Source organism: Pseudomonas hunanensis (assembly GCF_013393325.1).
Lineage (GTDB): Bacteria > Pseudomonadota > Gammaproteobacteria > Pseudomonadales > Pseudomonadaceae > Aquipseudomonas > Aquipseudomonas putida_P.
In genome coordinates this window covers 1-18,647 of the sequence record NZ_QJRC01000099.1, presented here as the reverse complement: position 1 = coordinate 18,647, position 18,647 = coordinate 1, and the positions used below count along the sequence as shown (strand labels likewise).

Genomic DNA, 18,647 nt, shown 5'->3' with positions numbered 1-18,647 from the left:
GTTATGCCCTACATGGAGCAGCTGGAATCATCCCTATCCGGGCTGGTTGCAGCTGGGGAGGCGGGGCGCAAGGGCGTGGACGGCATGCTGTCCCCGCTCAATGGCGCCATTGGCAGCATCACCGGCGCCGCGTCGGAGCTGGAAAACATTCCGTTCGTGGGCGGTGAGGCCGGGGCCAAGCTGGGCCGGATCGTGCGCAGTATCAACGTGGCACAGTCCCAGGTGGGGCAAGTGGCGTCGATGTATAGCCGAGCCGTCACCGGCGCCGCCCAGGTGCAGGAACGCCTCGGCACGTTCAAGACGATGGCGGCCAAGGTCACGGCCGAGGCCGGGCGGGTGGCGGGGCTGGTGAGCCCGTCACTGGCCAACATCCTGCCCACGGGCGGGCTGCTGGGTTCGTCCACGCCGCTGCCCGAGGCGGTCGCGCCGTTCCCCCACCTGCTCATCATCCAGCCGCATGACCCGAAAAAGCAGCCGTATTACTTCAACCTGGACACCGCGCCCTTTGACGAGCTGCGCCGGCAGGCGTCGTTCCGTTGGGCCGGCCAGGAACGCTTGCGCCGCAGTGTGGCGCAGCAGGCCGTTGGCCTGGGTGAGGAAAAAATAACGCTCAAGGGCGCTATCTTCCCGCACCACAAGGGCGGCATTAAGCAGCTGACCGTGCTGCGCAGCATCGGCCGCAACCTGCAGGCGCTGAAGCTGGTCACGGGCTACGGCGAGGTACTGGGCGACTGGTGCCTGGTGAGCGTGGAGGAAGAACAGGGCCACCTGCTGGCAGGTGGCATCCCCCGGAAACAAGGGTTCACCCTGGAGTTTGTGAGCTATGGCAACGATCTGCAGAACGTCTAGCGGGGATTTGTTGGATGTGATCTGCCAGTACCATTACGGGCACCTCAATGGCACCGTCGAGGCGGTGCTGGAGGCCAACCCGGACTTGGCCAGGGAGGTGCAGCCGTACCGCGCTGGCCTGCTGATCCAGTTGCCCGACCTGTCGGCGCCGGCGGTGGAGCTGCTGCAGCTGTTCGACCGATAACCCCGCGTTACGCTTAACGAGCCCCGCCCTGTGCGGGTTTTTTCATCTCTGGAGCAAGCATGAAACCGACGTACCGTATCGTCGCGGATGGCAAGGACATTACCGCGCTGATCAATGACCGCCTGTTGCTGCTGCGGGTATCGGACAAGCCCGGCATGGAGTCGGACGAGTTCGAGCTGCGCATTGACGACCGCGATCAGGCTGTTGCGCTTCCTGGGCGCGGCGGCCGGGTGGAGGTGCTGCTGGGCTATGAGGGCCAGCCCCTCAAGCGCATGGGTGCCTTTACCGTCGACGAGGTGCAGTTGTCCGGTCCGCCGGACACCATGACCATTCGCGGCAAGGCCAGCGACATGCGCGGCAGCGGCAAGACCGTGCGCAGCGGCAGCTGGGAAAACGTGCCGCTGTCACAGATCGTCACCGAGGTGGCCAAGCGCAACGGCTGGGAGCCGGTGTGCCCGGTGAGCACCAAGATCGAGCGCGTCGACCAGCGCAACGAGTCGGACTTTAACTTTGTCACGCGGCTGGCCAAGCAGTACGACAGTACCGCCAAAGTGGCCGAGGGCAAGCTGCTGGTCATGCCCCGGCAGGGCGGAAAAAGCATCAGCGGCAAGGCCCTACAGGTCGTAACCCTCAACAAAACAGACGTCGAGCGTTACCAGTTCCGCCTCGGGGATCGCGGCGCGCAAAAGGCTGTGCGTACCCAGCACCAGGACAAGAAAACCGGCGCCTTGCAGGTGGTCCAGCTGGACAACGACGAGGCCCCCAACGGCCTGCCTCCGGTGCATACCGACCGCCATATCTATCCCGACAAGACCGCCGCCGAGCAGGCCGCCAAGGCGCGCCTGGCGGCGTTCAACCGCAGCACTGCCGGAGTGCGCCTGGAAATGGCCGGGCGTACTGACCTGTTTGCCGAACGCACGATCAACGCCCAGGGCTTCAAGGTCGGTCTGGATGGCGAGTACCTGGTGGACAGCGTCGAGCAGGTATTCACCGCCAGCGGCTGGACTACCACCGTGGAGTGCAACGGCGGCAAGAAGGGCAAGGCCAAGGCCTCGGGCAAAAAGAGGAAAGACGACAACAAGCCGCTCAGGGTTGAGCAGCTGTAATCCCAACGCCGCACGCGGCAGCAATTGGAGAAATGAATGGCTATCTCAGTACAACAGCTACAAAAGATCTACCCGAACGCCGGCCCGAAAGCCGGCGTTTTTGTTCCCGGCCTCAACGCCACCATGGGTAAGTTCGCCATCATCACACGCCTGCGTATGGCTGCCTTCCTTGCCCAGATAGGGCATGAGTCGGGCCAGCTGCAGTACGTGCGTGAGCTCGGCAATGACAGGTACCTGTCGAAGTACGACACCGGGCGTCTGGCCCAGCGTCTGGGCAATACGCCTGACGCAGATGGTGATGGCCAGCTTTTCCGAGGGCGTGGCCTCATCCAGGTAACAGGCCGGTTCAACTACGAAGCCTGCAGTGAGGCCCTGTTCGGCGACAGCCGTCTACTCAATACACCGGAGCTGCTCGAGCATCCAGTCTATGCATCGATGTCGGCCGGCTGGTTTTGGCAGAAGGAGGGACTGAACAGCCTGGCCGACAAGGGCGACATGCTGGCCATCACGAAGCGGATCAACGGCGGTACAAACGGGCTGGATGATCGCATGGCCATCTACAAGCGAGCCCTTGAGGTGCTGCAGTGAACGCCTGGGGTAGTCGGCTGATCGCCGTGGCGGCCTTGGCGCTCGCTTGTGCCATCGGCGCCCGGGCAGCCTGGGTATGGCAGGCGAACGCCTATGGAAGACAGCTCGCCGAGCAGGCTGACGACCACCGCAAACAGCTGGCGGAGAACGATCGCCTGCACGGCCGGGAACGCGAGGAGGCCGCTGCGGCTGCGCTCAACCAACTGGCAGAGCAGCAGGATGCGCGCCGCGTGCTGGAGGCTCGCCTGCAGGATCAGAACAACGCGCACTGGAAGGAAATGAACGATGCTCAACAAGCTCATGCTCGTCTGCGTGACCGGCTTGCTACTGCTGATCTGCGGTTGTCAGTCCTTGTCGACACCGGAGCCCTTGCCGCCCAGGGTTGTGACAGTGGGATGCGAGAAGCCACCAGCACCGGAGGCGTGGTACATGGCGCCATACGCGCCCAACTTGACCGAACGCATGCTCAACGAATTGTCGCCATCACCGATGAAGGCGACCGTGGACTGATTGCGCTGCAGGCCTGCCAGGCCTACGTCCGCGAAGTCACCAAGTGAAAAGAGGCGAGCCGGGTGGATGCGCCAACATCCAGCCCGGCCCGCCGAACCCGCAGACCCTTCCTGCAAGTCCAGCCGTGGCCTCTGCCTTGTGCACAAAGCGCGGCGAGCCTAACACCTGTTTATCTATACAGTAAAGACTTGCATACCTATGACCTCTCCAATCATCCCCTGGATGGGTGGCAAACGCCGCCTGGCCGACCGCTTGATCCCTCTTTTCCCCCCTCATGAATGCTATGTCGAAGTCTTCGCCGGCGGAGCCGCGTTGTACTTCATGCGTCCCCAGCCCGCCCCGGTGGAGGTGCTGAATGATCTCAATGGTGACCTGGTCACCCTTTACCGTGTTGTGCAGAACCACCTGGAGGAGTTCGTGCGCCAGTTCAAGTGGGCGCTCAGTTCCCGGCAGATCTTCGAGTGGCAGAAGATGACCCGTCCGGAAACGCTGACGGACATCCAACGTGCTGCCCGGTTCTTCTACCTGCAGCAGCACGCTTTCGGTGGCAAAGTCACCGGGCAGACGTTCGGTACCGCTACCACCGGGCCGGCCATCAATCTGTTGCGTATCGAGGAGAACCTATCCGCCGCGTGGCAGCGACTCGCCGGCACCTACGTCGAGAACCTATCCTGGCTCGCCTGCGCCGAGCGCTATGATCGAGCACACACGTTCTTTTACATGGATCCGCCTTATTGGCAGACCGCCGGCTACGGCGTGGATTTCCCCTTCGAGGAGTACGAGTGCATGGCGGAATTCATGCGGCGCTGCAAGGGCAGGGTGATGGTCAGCATCAACGACCATCCAGACATTCGGCGTGCATTTGAAGGCTTCCACTTCGAGTGTCTGGATATCCGCTACAGCAATACGAACCAGCGTCAGGGCAAAGCCGATGTGACGGGAGAACTGGTTATCATGAATTGGGACCCAGCCCCTCTAGGGCAACTGTTCTGATACCTGCACAGGCGCGATGAGCTCTGCTCCCTGATTGCGCACATTGCCAACCAGCTTGCTCACTGGATGCCACTTGAAGTCGTCGGCTGGTCGGCAGTCCAGCCGTGCGATCTCTTCGGCACGCGCTGCTGTCGTGGCTGGATCTATCCATTCCCTGGCCAGCTCGGGCCTTAGGACAAGTGGCTTGCGGTCATGGATATCGACCATGCCTTGGTCGGCTGCGGCGGTGATAATCACAAACCCGTCGCGGTCGTCGGGCTCGATCCCTTCATGCACTTCAGCCAGTGCTGCGAAGAACAGCGGCTCATCGTCTGCAGCCGTTATGTAATAGGGCTGTTTCCGCTTCGGATCGGCTGGGTCGGGTATCCACTCGAACCAGCCGTTAGCCGGTGCGAGAGCGCGGCCTACTGGCCATAGCGCCTTGAAGAATTTCCCCGTCATCATTGTCTCGGCCCTCGCATTAATCGGGTCGGGACGCTTCCCCTTCGCCCAAAAGGGCGCCCATCCCCATTTGACTCGATCCACCCGCAGCCCTGCAGCGTTTTGCCGGATCAGCTCGACCCGTGTTGATGGCGCGACGTTATAGCGGTTGATCCGCTCATGGTCATAGCCATTGATCACCACCAGATCGAGTGCCAGCTGCCTGAGGTAAACATCCATTGCCTCGTAGATCGAGTACCTTCCGCACATACCCACCCCTAACGTTTATCGGGATCCTCTCGCTCAGACATTGACCGGAGCGCGATCTATCAGTTAACTGTATGTTTATACAGTTTTCCGAGTTCGTCCATCATGTCCATCACATTCCTGGGAACGCCAATTGGTGGCCCCACGCAGTTGCCGGTGTATTCGTTCCGCGTGCCTGCAGGCTTCCCTTCACCGGCGGCGGATCACCTCGAGCGGCACATTTCCCTGGATGAGCTATTTGACCTTCGGGCGCCGCATATGTACCTGGTGCAGGTCGAGGGCGACAGCATGCAGGGCGCCGGTATTTATTCCGGGGATTTGTTGATCGTAGACCGTAGTCGTGATGCCGAGCACGGTGACATCGTGATAGCGGCCATCAACACGGAGCCGGTGTGTAAGCGGCTATACCGGCGTAACGGTGTGGTGATCCTGCAGTCTGAGAATCCAGCCTATCCACCGAGGTATGTCATGGAAGGTGACGACCTAGTGATCTGGGGCGTGGTCCGCTACAGCGTGCGTGACCATGCGCAGTGACCAGGTGTTTGCGCTGATCGACTGCAACTCGTTCTATGCGAGCTGTGAGCGTGTGTTCCGGCCGGATCTGGCCAAGACACCCATCGTGGTGCTGAGCAACAACGACGGCTGCGTGATCGCCAGGTCGTACGACGCGAAGCCGTTCGTCAAAATGGGCGAGCCTTATTTCGAGTGCAAAGACACGTTGCAGCGGCAGGGCATTGTGGCCTTCTCATCAAACTATGCGCTTTACGGCGACATGAGCGAGCGCGTCATGTCGCTGATTGAGTCGATGGTGCCAGCCGCAGAGGTGTATTCGATCGATGAGTGCTTTGCCGATCTGACTGGGGTTCAGGGCAGTCTCACCGAGTTCGGCCGCCAGGTGCGGGCCAAGGTGCTCAAGTGCACCGGCATCCCGGTAGGGGTAGGTATTGCCCCTACCAAGACACTGGCAAAGCTGGCCAACCATACCGCGAAGCGCCTGCAGGCGCAGACCGGAGGTGTGGTCGATATCTCCGACCCGTTCAAGCGGGACTGGGTGTTGCGCAACACCGAGGTCAAGGAAGTATGGGGTATCGGTCGACGGATGACGGCGCACCTTGAGGCTATGGGAATTCGCACCGCGATGGACTTGGCCAAGACGGACCCATGGACTCTGCGCCAGAAATTCAGCGTGGTCGTTGAGAAGACTGCCAGGGAGCTCGCCGGCACACCGTGCCTTGAGCTCGAGGAGGCTGCCCCGCCTAAGCAAGAGATTTGCTGCAGCCGTATGTTTGGCAAGCGCCTGACTGAATTGGCGCCGATCAAACAGGCGGTGGCCAGCTATGCCGGCCGAGCGGCCGAGAAACTCCGGGCGCAGGGATCTGTGTGCAAGCGTATGCGAGTAAGCATCCGCACGGGCATGTTCAACCCGGACGAAGCCAAGTACGCCAAGGGCGTGCTGGTGGAGCTGCCGTACCCCACCAACGATACGCTGCTGCTCACCAGGGCGGCCACCGAGGCGGTGGAGCAGATCTACCGGCCAGGGTATCGATACAGCAAAGCCGAGGTGCTGTTGATGGATCTACGGCAGCCGGGCGAGTTCACCAATGACATGTTCGCGGTCACGCAGCCGGTGGCATGCGACCGACTGATGTCGGTGCTGGACGAGATAAATGGGAAGTACGGCCGGGGAACGATGCGTTCGGCCAGCGTCCCCCGCACCCCCGATTGGGGAATGCGCCGTGAAATGATGAGCCAGTCTTTTACTACGCGGGTTGACCAGTTGTGGACTGTTCATGCCCGGTAGTAGCTTTGTGCTTAATTGGAATTCTTCATTGTATATTTTTATCTGTTCTCTTCCAGAGTAAGCATTTGCATGTGGCTTGTGCGCTTTTGATCAATGTTCGAGAAAAACTTAGTTAGGGTGTGGGGCGAGGTCGTATCTGGATAATCAGCCGCCCATTAGATTGGTTAGGATCTTGCCGAAATTTATGCTGGAAAGAAGTACTTTCATAGCAGAAGCAAGTTCGTCTATGTCGTCACAAATAAATTCAGAGCCGTCAATTGTTATGATGCAAGGAAAGCCCCCTGTGCTTTGTCGCCATTTAGCGACTGGGTGGGCTTGCTTGTCAATGATCAACGAAAGTTGGTCGGAGTCCATGAACTCTCTAGGGGTCCCTGGATCGTCAAAGGCTCGGGCAGCTTTCTTTATGTTGGCAGCCGTGGAGATGGTTTTGTTCAGATGAATAGGTTTGCGAGCAAATGTTTGTAGTTCGTTGCTTATGTTGCTAAGAAGGTTGTTTACCTGTGTGATATTATTTTCAGCTTCGTTGGCTTTTTCTACGCCGGCTTTGATGGATTCTAGGAAGCTCATAATTATAACCTTTCGACGTGGCTTAATATTGGATAGTGGTCTGAAATATCTTTCCACTGGGTGCTAACTTCAATGAGGTCAATGTCTGATATGATGGTGGCATATTCTTTGAATTTCCAGTCTCTTACGAAATGAGATGAAAATATTATCTGGTCAAAGATGGCTCCATCACTCCCGGTGATGCGAGGGTGCACGAAGGTTCCGGCTGGACCTTCGGGTTGTGGTGATAAGCGGGACCAAAAGGGGTTGAAAAAATATTTACTAAATTTTTTGACAAAATTTAGGTCCCGGCTAGCGCCAATACCTCTGACAATAGAAATATCAAACGGTTCGTCATTGAAGTCCCCCAAAAGTACAATTGGGCTGCTTGGATGCTCGTCAAAAATTGCCATTGCTTTAGTGCGTAACGCGTCGCCGAGTCGAAGCCTTTCAGTGCTTCCGTATGGATAAGTACCGCGGCTCTGCCAATGAGATAGCCCAAAAAAGATTTCTTCGCCTAGGGCAGGGGTTAACCCAATAAATATCCCGGCTTTCAACCATTGATCAGTGTGAGGGTCGTGAATATTAGCATCTATAGCTTCGCTGGATAGCGATAGTTGTGCTGAGTTGAAGATAAGACAAAAGTCATTGATGGATCTGCCAGAGGAATACAGGTCTAAGACGGTGTAATTGCTGAAGCCACCTTGCTTCAATGTTTGTTGCAATTCTTGGATGTTGTTACGATCTATCTCGCATAGACCAAGAACGTCTACTCCTTTCTGAAGGATGGCACGAATTATACTGAAGAAATTATCCGAGATAGGATATCGAGTTGCGCCATTCTTTGGGGGGCTTAACTTGCAATTCCACCACGCGCATTTCAATTCCATAATGAGTCCATATTGGTTACTGAATTTAGAAATCTGACCGAATGTCAGCTTCGTCAAGGGACCCATCGTCTAGGGAACTGTCCGCCGCGAGGTGAATCCATTCATCCTCATTGTCGTGCCACTCGGCGGTGTCTACCATCAGAGAGTCTTGGACGAAATCTAATGCCTCAGGATCTGGATTTGCCGCTTCACAAGTTAGTTCGCAGGTGAAATCAAAAGATTCATCTAGCTCGACTCCATCACCCCTTCTAAGATCGGAGTTAGATCCCCACTGTAGTGTCACTCCTAGGCTACCGCTAACTCTGATGTGTATGGCATCAGAGGTGATACTGGTAACCTCATGTGAGTCGACATAAATTTCTTCGAGAGAATAATGCGTAGCTAGCTCATCTACGGCATCCAAACTGTCACCTACAATCTGTTGGACTGTTGTATCGCTGATCGCTCTTGATAATCGATCCCCAACAGCGCTTCTGCCTTCCTGGATGCAGCCCATCAGCCCGGCCACGGCTTCGATTGTTTCCGCTGCCAGGCGCTCAATATCGACGTCTTCCAATTGGAAAACTTCCGGTGTGATGTGGACGTATCCGTTCAAACGGACTACCGCATTGCGAAGTTCAGCGAACTCTTGAGCGAAGTCTAGTCGAAGCTTTGTCCGCATGTAATGGTTGGAAAGTCCCCCCTGCGTTGCATATATACATCGTTCGATCCGAGTTACTTGTGGGACGACATCTGCTGCCTTTTGCTGCCACCAGATGCATTTTTGTACTTCAGCATCAGGAGCTAGGCGCTTTAGCGTGTGGCCTACCAGCTCGCGCATAGCGAAGGCGAAATTATGAAAGCGCAGCTTGTTCCTGCGGTCTTCAAGATTGGCCATCGCGGCTTCGTATAGTTGGCGCTCGAACTGAGCATCACCGATTAGCTGCAAAATTCTTTCGTCCATCTTCGTCCCCGCGTAAGCGTCATTCCGGATGATCGCTCAGATTGAGTATAGAAGTCACTCGCATCCTTCACGGATGAGTTTGAGGCTATGCAGTAGGACTACGAAGTACCCATCCTCCCTCTGACCAAGTGGGGCCAGTGAGCCGCCGCTAGCCGTGTGGAACATGCAAAGTCGCTGGTGCTCTGTCCCGGTTGAGATCGCCTATGCCTAAGGCTCGCTGACCCTGCCATGACGTTATCGTATGGAGACAGAGCAGCGATGGTTCATCCATCGCGGGACCTCCCGTAGAGCTGCTCTGATGGTGACCTGGTAGCAGCTCAAGGGTATCAGCTACGGTCGGGGCTTCGTCATCCATGCGCCTGCACCGGTACGGGATAGTTTCTGGCAGTGTGGCTTATTTTTTTGAAAGCAGGTGCTCGCGGCGATTGGATATAGTCGCAATAATTACTATGATGCATGCTTGAAGGTCGAAGGCAAGATTTTCAGAAGGCGTGAGGCCTACAATCTTTAAAATTTCGTGTATGCGAGGAACATAGTCCTCATGGACCTCGTGGGCGATTGTATTACGTGCTTTGTTAAGGATCTTCATCGCCTTGATGTAGTCTTGGTCAAGTGGCTCCATAAGGTCAATGAATCTCTTTATTCCAGCGGCGGTCATGTCCGATGGAATTGGATTTTTTGCAATGGCGCCTGCAAGGGAGCGAATTGCTCTCTCAATCAATATGTCGCCACGAATTACTATCGAGTCGAGTTCGGAAATTCCTTCGAAGCCATAATTAATTGAGTGCCAGTCCCGGATTTGGTCAGGCGTGAGGTTTTCGATGCCTCGTATGTATTCAGGATTGTTTGATTTGCTGATTATAATTTTTTTGATTTTTTCAGTTTGAATCTCTAACTTGCTTTTTGAGTTCATGAGCAGGCCCTTGCGAGGGGTGTAGCCTTAGTAATAATAATGAGCGCGTGTTGCAGGGAAGGGCTAAATCCTATTTGCCCCTTCTGCGACGAGGGGTGAGCAATGGTTGTGCTGGTTCATGCGCCTTTAGCCCTCGATCGCCTGTAAGTATTTCAACTGAAAAACCGCCTTTGGCATAAAAATCTGCCACATCTTTAATGGTGGTGTCGCCAATTGATAATTTCTGCGCTGCTAGCTGCGGCCAATAGTCGGCAAGGGCATTCAGACTGCTCGGATTCCAGAGCTCGCTTTGATCAGTAAATGCTGCCCATGGGGATGTAGAGTTCGCGGCTTCGCGGAGGTGCTTGGCTAAAGCGGTTGCGCATTCATATCTATTGCCTCCAGCCTGAGATATGTGGTTGCCTGTTTCAATAAGAGTGGCTAAAGGAAGAACAAGAGTGCTGTTTTTTGCAATTTCTGCGTTGAGCAAATTGTTAATTCTGTCGAAGTCCCATCTGTCGTCTATAGGGCCAGCTTCAGCTTTTCCTGGTACTCGGAGCCAGCAGCACAGTACGGATGTGTCAATAATAAGCACGCGCCGACTCATTCTGCACTTCCTCCTGCTTGGGCAGACTGTTCGGTAGTTAAGCTTTCTTCAATTAACCCTTGGCTTGAAAGTCGCCCGATTGGCCCTTGAGCTAAGAGTTTAGGGAGTTGGGCGATATCTTCGAGCAGCGTTAAAACACTATTCCCAGAATTTGGGTCCCGATTGGCTACCGTAATAAAAGGAAGCATCTCATTGCCCATGGCGTCGAGCAGCGCTGGATTGTGAGTTGTTACGAGAATATCTACGCTACGCTGAGTACCAACTTCTCTCAGCATATCAAGAAGCAGGCGAGCCCTAGAAGGGTGCAGCCCGTTGTCTACTTCCTCGATAACAAGTAGGCTGGATTTCGGTCGTGTTAGAAGGGCGGTTAGAATGGCGAGGAACCTCAAGGTTCCATCAGACATTCCTCGAGCGTCAACTACTGGAGCTTCATCCTGTTCACGCCAAAGCTCCTCACAGTAGAGCATTGCGTCCGAGTTAAATCTGCCGACTGTTTCAGCATATACACGACGAATATCCCGCTCTGGAAGCTTGCGCGCATAACGCGTCAGAACATCTTCAATTTCAAGCTGCTTTTCGTGAGGAAGAGCGGCCAAAACGCCAGCGATATTTTTCGCGTCCGACTCAAGTCGTTCGGATAATGGTGAGTATCCCCTCATGTGAGACGGGATAGGGTCCAAGATGAATATTTCTCTTAGCGAAGAGATCACGGTGGTCACCCCGTCGTTTATCTCTTGCCTAAGTTTTTGTCCAACGAGCTGGAATAGAACTGTGTTAGCTCGACTCAATTGCCGAGGGGATCCTTGCTTCTCGTTATAAAGCCTAGCCACAATCGTTGGGGAATCTTCTGGGCAAACATCGGTGCGGAATAATTTGATTGTGCCAGCTGTAGATTTTCTTATTCCGTCCTTCCCCGGGCGATATTTTATGCGCGTAAGTTGCTCCGCAAAGACTTCGCAGCGATTATCTCTTACGCTACCTTCTAGTCGATACTCATAATCAGTGAGTTCGTCTGCTTTGCATACTACTGAAAGTGCGAATGTGGAGCCTGGGCGCCTGGCAGCCCATTCGATACCACCACGGAGTGCCATTTGCGCGCCGTCGCCTTGTAGCGCTGCGGTGAGCATTATCCCGTGAGCTGATCGGTTTAGTAGAAGGAGAGCGTCAAGGGCATTAGATTTTCCGCTAGCGTTTGTCCCAACGAGGACAGAGAGGGGGTCGATGAACAGAGTCGCTTTCTCGTAACTTTTCCAGTTTTCGAGCGACAGCTCAGTGATCATGGGTGCGTCCTGCCGAATAGGTGGAGGTGATAGGATGATACTTGAAGCTGACACGAGGCGGCGAGCAAGCTTCGGATCCCATGGGCGAAACGTAGGAATTCGAAACGCGTTGGGAGACTAACGAAGAGGCGGTATCAGATCGAGATGGTACAAAATTGGTACACCAGCTGTACGGTTGGGTTGTAGCCCTTGGAATTAGCGGGCGAGAAGTAAACTAGGCCCAATCCATCATCGGCGCGACAGAAAACCGCCTAACTACCGTATCGCCTGAGGTTCCGGGGTTTCCTGCTTGTTTCTGGGGCATTTCTCAATCTCTGGTTGTTGCCGCTTTATTCCAGTTCTTGCTGGTTTTGCTACTGCGGTTGCTACAATGTAGCAACTCCAAACAGCCGTGTAGCAAATCATGGGAACCATCACGCAGCGCAAGCGCAAGGACGGGTCGTCTGGCTTTACCGCCCAGATCCGCATCATGAAGGAAGGGAAGGCAGTTTATCAGGAAAGCCAGACGTTCGACCGCAAGGCGACGGCGCAGGCCTGGATCAGGAAGCGAGAGGCCGAACTGTATGAGCCAGGTGCGATCGAGAAGGCCAACCGGAAGGGCGTCACGATCAAGCACATGATCGAACGCTACCTGCTCGAGTACGAAAAGCTGCAGCCGCTGGGCAAGACCAAGCGGGCCACGCTCACCGCCATCAAGGAATCGACCTTGGGCGAGGTTAACGACTGCGACATTACCAGCCAGCGCCTGGTCGAGTACGCCATGAACCGCATGGAAAACGACGGCATACAGCCGCAAACAGTCGGCAACGACCTGGCGCACCTCGGCGCGGTTTTGACTGCATCCCGTGTGATGGATGCGGTACAGCCCACCGACTTGCGTAACCAAGGTCGTTATCTGGCCGAAACCCAGGAAAACGTGTTCGACCGGTTGACGATGCTGATTCAGCAAGGCTTCGCCTGGACGAGAAGAGCTTTGTTACGTCCGGTTGGGAAGAACTACTACGACGCCGAGGGGCGTCAGATCAAGAATTTGGCGGATCCCTCTGACGATCAGGACGCGGCCACAAAGATCTGGGCGCAGCAGTATGTCGGATCGGTGATCGGATCGGGCCAGGGGCCAATAAACCTGGCATCGAACGTCATCTACATCGGCCCAAATGGCGTTCCTCGCACTGTGCAGGATATGTCGAGTACCACCGACTCCAGCGCGGGCGCGTTTCTGATTGGTTATAAGCGCACCCGCTTATCATCTTCGATCGACACAGTGCGAGAGGCGTTGGATGCTCAGCCGTATAACATCTTCGAATTTGAATCCTATGTAACCAACAAGCCCAGCACGTTCGACCCATCCACATGGGATTGGGCTCCGGCAATTGCTGCGGCATTGACGCTTTTTACGAACGAAGGTGGGGGAGTGCTGGTTTTCCCTGCTGGCTACTCGTTCCCTTGCCGCACCAAGGTCGGCAGTTTTCCCAACCTGAAAAACACGACTCTTGTGGGGTACGGGGCCGAGATCGTCAACTACAGCGGCCCACTGCCAATGATCGTATTTGGTGATGGCTCGGTAGATGGCACCGGTCGATTTACGTCGTTCGCCGTCACGGTAGAAAACGTCAATGTATTCGGCATTAGCTTCAGGTCTGGCAATCCATTCGGGTCCGGCACACCTGGCATTGATCGCTGGGCCGATGCTACTCCATTCCAGTTCAATACCTCCCGTCGCTGTGTTGTACGTGATTGCTCATTCACAGATCTTGACTTCAGCGCAATTGATTTTGGTGCCGCGTCTCGCGACTGCCTGGTTGATCGCTGCCGATTCTACTCTTCTCGTACTGAGGCTGGTCACGCAAACTATGGTGTCCGGATATTCTGCTATTCGACGAGCGTAAACGTGGATCTGTCCCCAACCGATCCAAGCACAGGGTTACTCAAGGCCGGTTATACGCTACCGCCAGGGACCGGGAATTTCGGTCATGAAAACATTAGCGTAACCAATTGCTATTTCGAGAATATCAGCCATGGTGTGATGACTTTTGCCGCTAGGCGAGGAACTATTAGTAATAATAAGTTTGTCAATCCCTCGACTCGTTCTGTTTCCCTTGCGACGTATACAACTGATTATTTGTGCAGTGGCAACGTACATACTCTTAATACGGTTGAGCAGGTGTCATCTGGCGTGTCTGTTTTCTATAACTTCGGTCAGGAGGCGTTCAGGAATTCGGTTAAAGGCGACAAGTTCTTGGTGTTCGGGGCGATGAACAATGCAACAGGGTTCTCACCAGTCAAGGCGCTGCTGTCTGCCAAAGGGATAGTTATCGAGAATTGCGAGTTCAACCTTGAGTCCTTTAATGGTGGTAACGGACAGTTTTGTATTGTCGTTAATAATAACTCTGATGCCCGTATTAGTGGCTGTAGGTTCAGTTCGGGGCTGAGTCAGAATATCTGCGTATCCCCAACTGACAGCATTGCGAGCCCTGGCTTCAACCAACCAAACATTGAGATTTCTCGTAACACTTTTGTATCCTCAGTGAACGGGGCGATACAGCTTGGTAATACGACTTCTGCTGGGGGGAACTTCATCATTAAGGATAACGTGATTGAGGGCGGCGCAACTCGGTTTGTCGTCAACACCGCGAGCACACCAACCTCTGTGCCTCGCTTGGCCCTGTCTGGTAACCGTTTCGTCAATAGCCCGGTTCGCTACATCGATAACACCACGGCAAACAAGGCGATCATCAGGAGCACGGATGTACTGGAGATTGTTACCAGGCTTTCCACACCTGCTGGGGTTGCCAACCCGAGCACCACATCTGTCACCTTTGATTTTTCGAGCTATACCATCCCGGCGTGTTTCTCGAACGGTGCCAAGCAGTACCAGTTCTCCGCGTATGGAGGACGCGAGAACTCCCAGGCCAGTACCGACTTTATCTTCAGGATCACAGGAGAGACAGCGACATCGGTAACAGGCGAGATCGTGCGGAACGCCGGCACTAGCACTCAAACAGGGTATGTCTCGCTGCGGGTCCTGTTCACTCCATTTAACACTTAGCAATAAAAATGGCCTGTTTCAGGCCATTTGACTTACTCCTTTATTATCGACTCAAGCAACTTGGCGATCTGTCTTCCGGCTACCGCTGATCCATCGATTGAAAGATGGGTGTTGTCCGAATAGATTAACCTTCCCTCAAGTGTCGGCCCGCAAACGCCATCAGGGCACAGCGTTACGGATGGGTCTACAAAGTATGTGTTCTCCATTCCCGATACAGCCTTTTTAAGCGCCTCGTTCGTCTTGAACGCCTCCGCTTGGCTGACCTTGTATTGCATCGAGTCATTGCATGGCTGATGAATGAACTCAGGCCGAAGCAGGCATTCGGCAACTGATTTGTTTGCAGACAGGAATGGCTGGCTTCCCACGATGATCAGCGAGCGTTCGCCGGTATCCTTGCGTAGCGTATGTAGGTTCTCTGCGAGGAACTTGGCGAATGCCTTGTCGTCCTTCAGGTATACCTTCTCGCCCGATGTCTTGGCCATGATCTCACGGTATCCAGTCCAGTGGAGCGCGAAGATCAGAGGCTTGCTGTCATTGGCCATCAGCTTCATGGACATCTCATAGCGTGTAATGCAGTCGGTTCGCGGCTGATTGTCCTGCAACCTGGTATAACTGCTGGAGATGAAGCATCCATTAGTGGTCAGGCTCATGAGCGCTATGCCGTCCAGGGCAAGCGCATTATTCAAGCCGGATGCATACTGTAACGAGAAACTATCACCCACCAGATATGCATCAAGTCCTTCCTTTTTGCCAATTAGCCCATCGGAATTAAACCCATATCCACCATAATTTTTCGTTCTGAACTCTGCCGGGTTACTGATGGCGGCGGCATAAGTTTCGTTGATGCGCTGACTGAACCCGCCATTGATAACGATCTGCCAGGAGAGGGCGAACACTGCTGCTGTCATTGCCGCAGATGCCAGATAGCGAATGGTATTTGTCTTAACCTTGCCTGGCATAAACCGCGATTCAATCAGGGCATACATAGTCCATCCCGCGAGGATAGAGAAGATGAATATGCCGACGCTTTCCGCGATGGTGATTTCACGGAACACGAAGTACTTATAGAAAACCACGATTGGCCAATGGACCAGGTACACCGAATAGGAAATTACGCCAACCCAGACCATTGGCTTGGTGCGCAGTATGCCACCGAGCTTCGAGCGACCTGAATAAATGCAGAGCACAGCACCGATGCAGGGTGGAAGAGCAGCCAGACCCGGGAAGGGCGAAGCGGAGTCCAGCAGGAATGCCGAAGCCAAGATGAGCGCAAGGCCCAAGGCGAGCAGCGCCGATTCGATTGCCTCACCGACCCTGGCCTTGGTGGCGTATACCATCAAGGCGCCGGCGGCCAGCTCGAAAACTCGGAACGGCATCAGGAAGTAGGCTGCTGTGGCATCCACGGTCAGCATGTACTGCGAGGCGACCAGAGAAGCAATGGTGAGAACGATCAGGAAGGCCGCCAGGAACCGATCCGAAACCTTTAGCGAAGCCCATACCACAAGCGGCCACGCCAGATAGAACTGCCATTCAGCCGCCAGCGACCAGGTATGCAGAAGCGGCTGTGTATGAGCAGATGCGTCGAAGTAGCCAGAGTTCAGCCAGAAGAATACATTCGAAGAGGCGAAGACCGCATACTCGGCAGAGGACGCCAGCGATGCAAACGATGCTGGGTCCATAAGCAAGTAGCCAGCGCCAAGGCACAGCGCCACCGTGGTGACAAGGGCTGGGTGCAGTCGAATCAGACGACGGGCATAGAAGTCGGCAAAGGAGAACCTGCCGGTAGCGCATGCCGCCTTGATGACCTCGGTGATTAGATATCCGGAAATGACGAAGAAGACGTCGACGCCGACGAAGCCTCCAGGCACACCGAGATCGAAGTGAAAAAGCAAGACCAGGATCACAGCGATTGCGCGTAAACCGTCGATGTCTGGACGATAAGCCAGTGCTTTTTTAGTCATGTAATCCCTTTCATAGGGCTATTCCCAGGTAAGGAGTGGGTGATTTTTCGGATTCTACAGGCGATGCCTGAATGAGGGCAGAGACGGCTGTCGAAATGGAGAAACCCCCAATGCCGGTCCGGAGTGGCCCTAACTCGCATGCATAAAGATGACCAACAATGTGGTGATTTTGCTTTTCTTGCTTAAATTTTGCTACAGCAAAACTTCGGCGTGCCGATTTCCCCGGAAATACTGGATCGCTTCGTTTAATCGATCCGATCCATCATAGGTGCAACGCTGAAGCGGCGTGACGGCTCAGGGCGCGTGGTTTGTTGGTTTGAAGCTAATTCTAGGGCCATTCTGGTCTACGCATACTTGTGCCATTTTTCGGGTTTTTGAGGCGTTTTTGGTGTGGCAGTGGTACGGCGTACCACCGCTAGCCACGCTTGTACCACCGAAAACCATGGCAACGATCAGAGCAAGGGAAAAGGCCGATGGAACGGTCAGCTATACCGTCCAGCTCCGCCTCAAGAAAAAGGATGTCCTAGTTTACCAAGAGTCCCAGACGTTCGCCTGTAAACACGCTGCGCAGGCCCGAGCGAAGCGGCAGACGCTTCTCAAAACCCTCGATTTAGGGTGACTGACCTCCTCAGGGCGTGAAGCGGTCATTCTATGCCTTCAGGTAGTAAGCCCTGATTGGGCAGCGGATGAAGAGGGCGCGGTAGCTCCGAGGTTGGACACGCGATGCCACACACGCGTCAACGCTTATGTTAACTATCGACCTCTTACACCCTCTTAAGCACTTATCCGTCTGCATGGCATAAAGCGTCTGCGATAGCGCAGGCGCTTTCATTGGATCAACTCGAATGGCGGGGCTTAATTGCCGCCGAACACCTCAGAGACAGACGAGAGCGGATAGTGCGTTGGGTACGGGAGCGTTGCGACACCCGACTCGATCGCAGCACGTGCCACCGCATCGGATACGGCGCTGATCAGACGAGCGTCCAGCGGCTTCGGAATGATGTACTCACGACCGAACTCCAGGCCTTCGACATCGTAGGCTTCGCACACTTCCTTAGGCACTGGCAGCTTGGCCAGGTCTTTCAGGGCGATAGCAGCGGCGATCTTCATTTCTTCGTTGATGCGCTTGGCGCGAACGTCCAGGGCACCACGGAAGATGAACGGGAAGCCCAGTACGTTGTTGACCTGGTTCGGGTAGTCGGAACGACCGGTAGCCATGATCACGTCGCTGCGAGTGGCGTGCGCCAGCTCTGGCGAGATTTCCGGGTCCGGGTTCGAGCAGGCGAACACGATCGGGTTGGCCGCCATCGACTTCAGGCCTTCCGGGCTCAGCAGGTTCGGGCCGGACAGGCCTACGAACACGTCGGCACCGTCAAGGGCGTCAGCCAGGGTGCGCTTGTCGGTAGCGTGGGCGAACTGCGCCTTGTACTGGTTCAGGTCGTCACGGCCAGCGTGGATCACGCCGCTGCGGTCGACCATGAGGATATTGCTAGCGCCCGCGCCCATGCTTATAAGCAGCTTCATGCAAGAGATGGCTGCAGCGCCAGCCCCCAGGCAGACGATCTTGGCGTCCTCCAGCTTCTTGCCGGCGATTTCCAGGGCGTTGATCATGCCGGCCGCGGTAACGATGGCGGTACCGTGCTGGTCATCGTGGAACACCGGGATGTCGCACTGCTCGATCAAGGTGCGCTCGATTTCGAAGCACTCAGGGGCCTTGATGTCTTCAAGGTTGATGCCACCGAAGGTGATCGAAATGCGGCG

General features: G+C 55.1%; 17 protein-coding genes and 2 pseudogenes. 10 read left to right on the top strand and 9 right to left on the bottom strand.

Features of this window, described 5'->3' with window-relative positions:
- Positions 1-3: 3 nt before the first annotated feature.
- From DM807_RS24050 to DM807_RS24025, 6 genes are all read left to right on the top strand, one after another.
- Positions 4-849: a phage tail protein gene (locus tag DM807_RS24050; protein WP_179028020.1), complete on the top strand. Its 846-nt coding sequence runs from the start codon at positions 4-6 to the stop codon at positions 847-849.
- Positions 824-1,033 carry a tail protein X gene (locus DM807_RS24045; RefSeq protein WP_179028019.1) on the top strand — a complete coding sequence of 70 codons (210 nt, stop codon included), beginning with the start codon at positions 824-826 and terminating at the stop codon, positions 1,031-1,033. Before DM807_RS24050 ends, DM807_RS24045 begins: the two co-directional genes overlap by 26 nt.
- Before the next feature lie 59 nt (positions 1,034-1,092).
- A complete protein-coding gene (locus tag DM807_RS24040; protein ID WP_179028018.1) occupies positions 1,093-2,139 on the top strand; it encodes a phage late control D family protein in 1,047 nt (348 codons plus the stop codon).
- Between the two features lie 36 nt (positions 2,140-2,175).
- Positions 2,176-2,727 carry a glycoside hydrolase family 19 protein gene (locus DM807_RS24035; RefSeq protein WP_122048359.1) on the top strand — a complete coding sequence of 184 codons (552 nt, stop codon included), beginning with the start codon at positions 2,176-2,178 and terminating at the stop codon, positions 2,725-2,727.
- Entirely contained in the window at positions 2,724-3,284 is a 561-nt protein-coding gene (locus tag DM807_RS24030) for a lysis system spanin subunit (RefSeq protein WP_179028017.1), read from the top strand. Before DM807_RS24035 ends, DM807_RS24030 begins: the two co-directional genes overlap by 4 nt.
- A gap of 151 nt (positions 3,285-3,435) precedes the next feature.
- Positions 3,436-4,230 carry a DNA adenine methylase gene (locus tag DM807_RS24025; protein ID WP_179028016.1) on the top strand — a complete coding sequence of 265 codons (795 nt, stop codon included), beginning with the start codon at positions 3,436-3,438 and terminating at the stop codon, positions 4,228-4,230.
- Here DM807_RS24025 and DM807_RS24020 read toward each other — a convergent pair.
- Positions 4,213-4,920 carry an SOS response-associated peptidase family protein gene (locus DM807_RS24020; protein WP_179028015.1) on the bottom strand — a complete coding sequence of 236 codons (708 nt, stop codon included), beginning with the start codon at positions 4,918-4,920 and terminating at the stop codon, positions 4,213-4,215. The two genes, DM807_RS24025 and DM807_RS24020, sit on opposite strands and share 18 nt — an antisense overlap.
- Positions 4,921-5,022: 102 nt before the next feature.
- Here DM807_RS24020 and DM807_RS24015 point away from each other — a divergent pair, with 102 nt between their 5' ends.
- Both DM807_RS24015 and umuC read left to right on the top strand, forming a co-directional pair.
- The gene (locus DM807_RS24015) at positions 5,023-5,451 is read left to right on the top strand and encodes a LexA family protein (protein ID WP_161750976.1); all 429 of its coding nucleotides are present in this window, start codon (positions 5,023-5,025) and stop codon (positions 5,449-5,451) included.
- Complete coding sequence (gene umuC, locus DM807_RS24010) at positions 5,441-6,718, top strand: translesion error-prone DNA polymerase V subunit UmuC (protein WP_179028014.1); 1,278 nt, start codon at positions 5,441-5,443, stop codon at positions 6,716-6,718. The genes DM807_RS24015 and umuC overlap by 11 nt, the downstream gene beginning before the upstream one ends.
- A gap of 144 nt (positions 6,719-6,862) precedes the next feature.
- Here umuC and DM807_RS24005 read toward each other — a convergent pair whose 3' ends face one another.
- The 6 genes from DM807_RS24005 to DM807_RS23980 form a co-directional block, all read right to left on the bottom strand.
- Positions 6,863-7,285 (bottom strand): hypothetical protein, encoded by a 423-nt coding sequence (locus DM807_RS24005; RefSeq protein ID WP_179028013.1) that lies wholly within the window; start codon positions 7,283-7,285, stop codon positions 6,863-6,865.
- Between the two features lie 2 nt (positions 7,286-7,287).
- The gene (locus tag DM807_RS24000) at positions 7,288-8,211 is read right to left on the bottom strand and encodes an endonuclease/exonuclease/phosphatase family protein (protein ID WP_179028012.1); all 924 of its coding nucleotides are present in this window, start codon (positions 8,209-8,211) and stop codon (positions 7,288-7,290) included.
- Positions 8,180-9,097, bottom strand: a complete 918-nt coding sequence (locus DM807_RS23995; RefSeq protein WP_179028011.1) for a pPIWI-associating nuclease domain-containing protein — start codon at positions 9,095-9,097, stop codon at positions 8,180-8,182. The genes DM807_RS24000 and DM807_RS23995 overlap by 32 nt, the downstream gene beginning before the upstream one ends.
- Before the next feature lie 394 nt (positions 9,098-9,491).
- On the bottom strand, positions 9,492-10,010 hold the full coding sequence (locus tag DM807_RS23990) for a hypothetical protein (protein ID WP_179028010.1): 519 nt from the start codon (positions 10,008-10,010) through the stop codon (positions 9,492-9,494).
- A 70-nt stretch (positions 10,011-10,080) separates the two neighbouring features.
- Positions 10,081-10,584 carry a hypothetical protein gene (locus DM807_RS23985; RefSeq protein ID WP_218648039.1) on the bottom strand — a complete coding sequence of 168 codons (504 nt, stop codon included), beginning with the start codon at positions 10,582-10,584 and terminating at the stop codon, positions 10,081-10,083.
- 8 nt (positions 10,585-10,592) lie between these two features.
- Complete coding sequence (locus DM807_RS23980; RefSeq protein ID WP_179028008.1) at positions 10,593-11,876, bottom strand: AAA family ATPase; 1,284 nt, start codon at positions 11,874-11,876, stop codon at positions 10,593-10,595.
- A 403-nt stretch (positions 11,877-12,279) separates the two neighbouring features.
- On the opposite strand from DM807_RS23980, the pseudogene DM807_RS23975 reads away from it, so the two are divergent.
- Positions 12,280-12,723: pseudogene (locus DM807_RS23975) on the top strand (site-specific integrase); the annotation flags it as partial.
- A 2,234-nt stretch (positions 12,724-14,957) separates the two neighbouring features.
- On the opposite strand, the gene DM807_RS23970 reads toward DM807_RS23975, so the two are convergent.
- Positions 14,958-16,886: an acyltransferase family protein gene (locus DM807_RS23970; protein WP_179028007.1), complete on the bottom strand. Its 1,929-nt coding sequence runs from the start codon at positions 16,884-16,886 to the stop codon at positions 14,958-14,960.
- Between the two features lie 442 nt (positions 16,887-17,328).
- On the opposite strand from DM807_RS23970, the pseudogene DM807_RS27825 reads away from it, so the two are divergent.
- A pseudogene (locus DM807_RS27825) lies at positions 17,329-17,475 on the top strand (site-specific integrase); the annotation flags it as partial.
- A gap of 266 nt (positions 17,476-17,741) precedes the next feature.
- Here the strand turns inward: DM807_RS27825 and DM807_RS23965 are convergent.
- On the bottom strand, positions 17,742-18,647 hold a 906-nt coding region (locus DM807_RS23965; RefSeq protein ID WP_179028006.1), incomplete at its 5' end, for a malic enzyme-like NAD(P)-binding protein.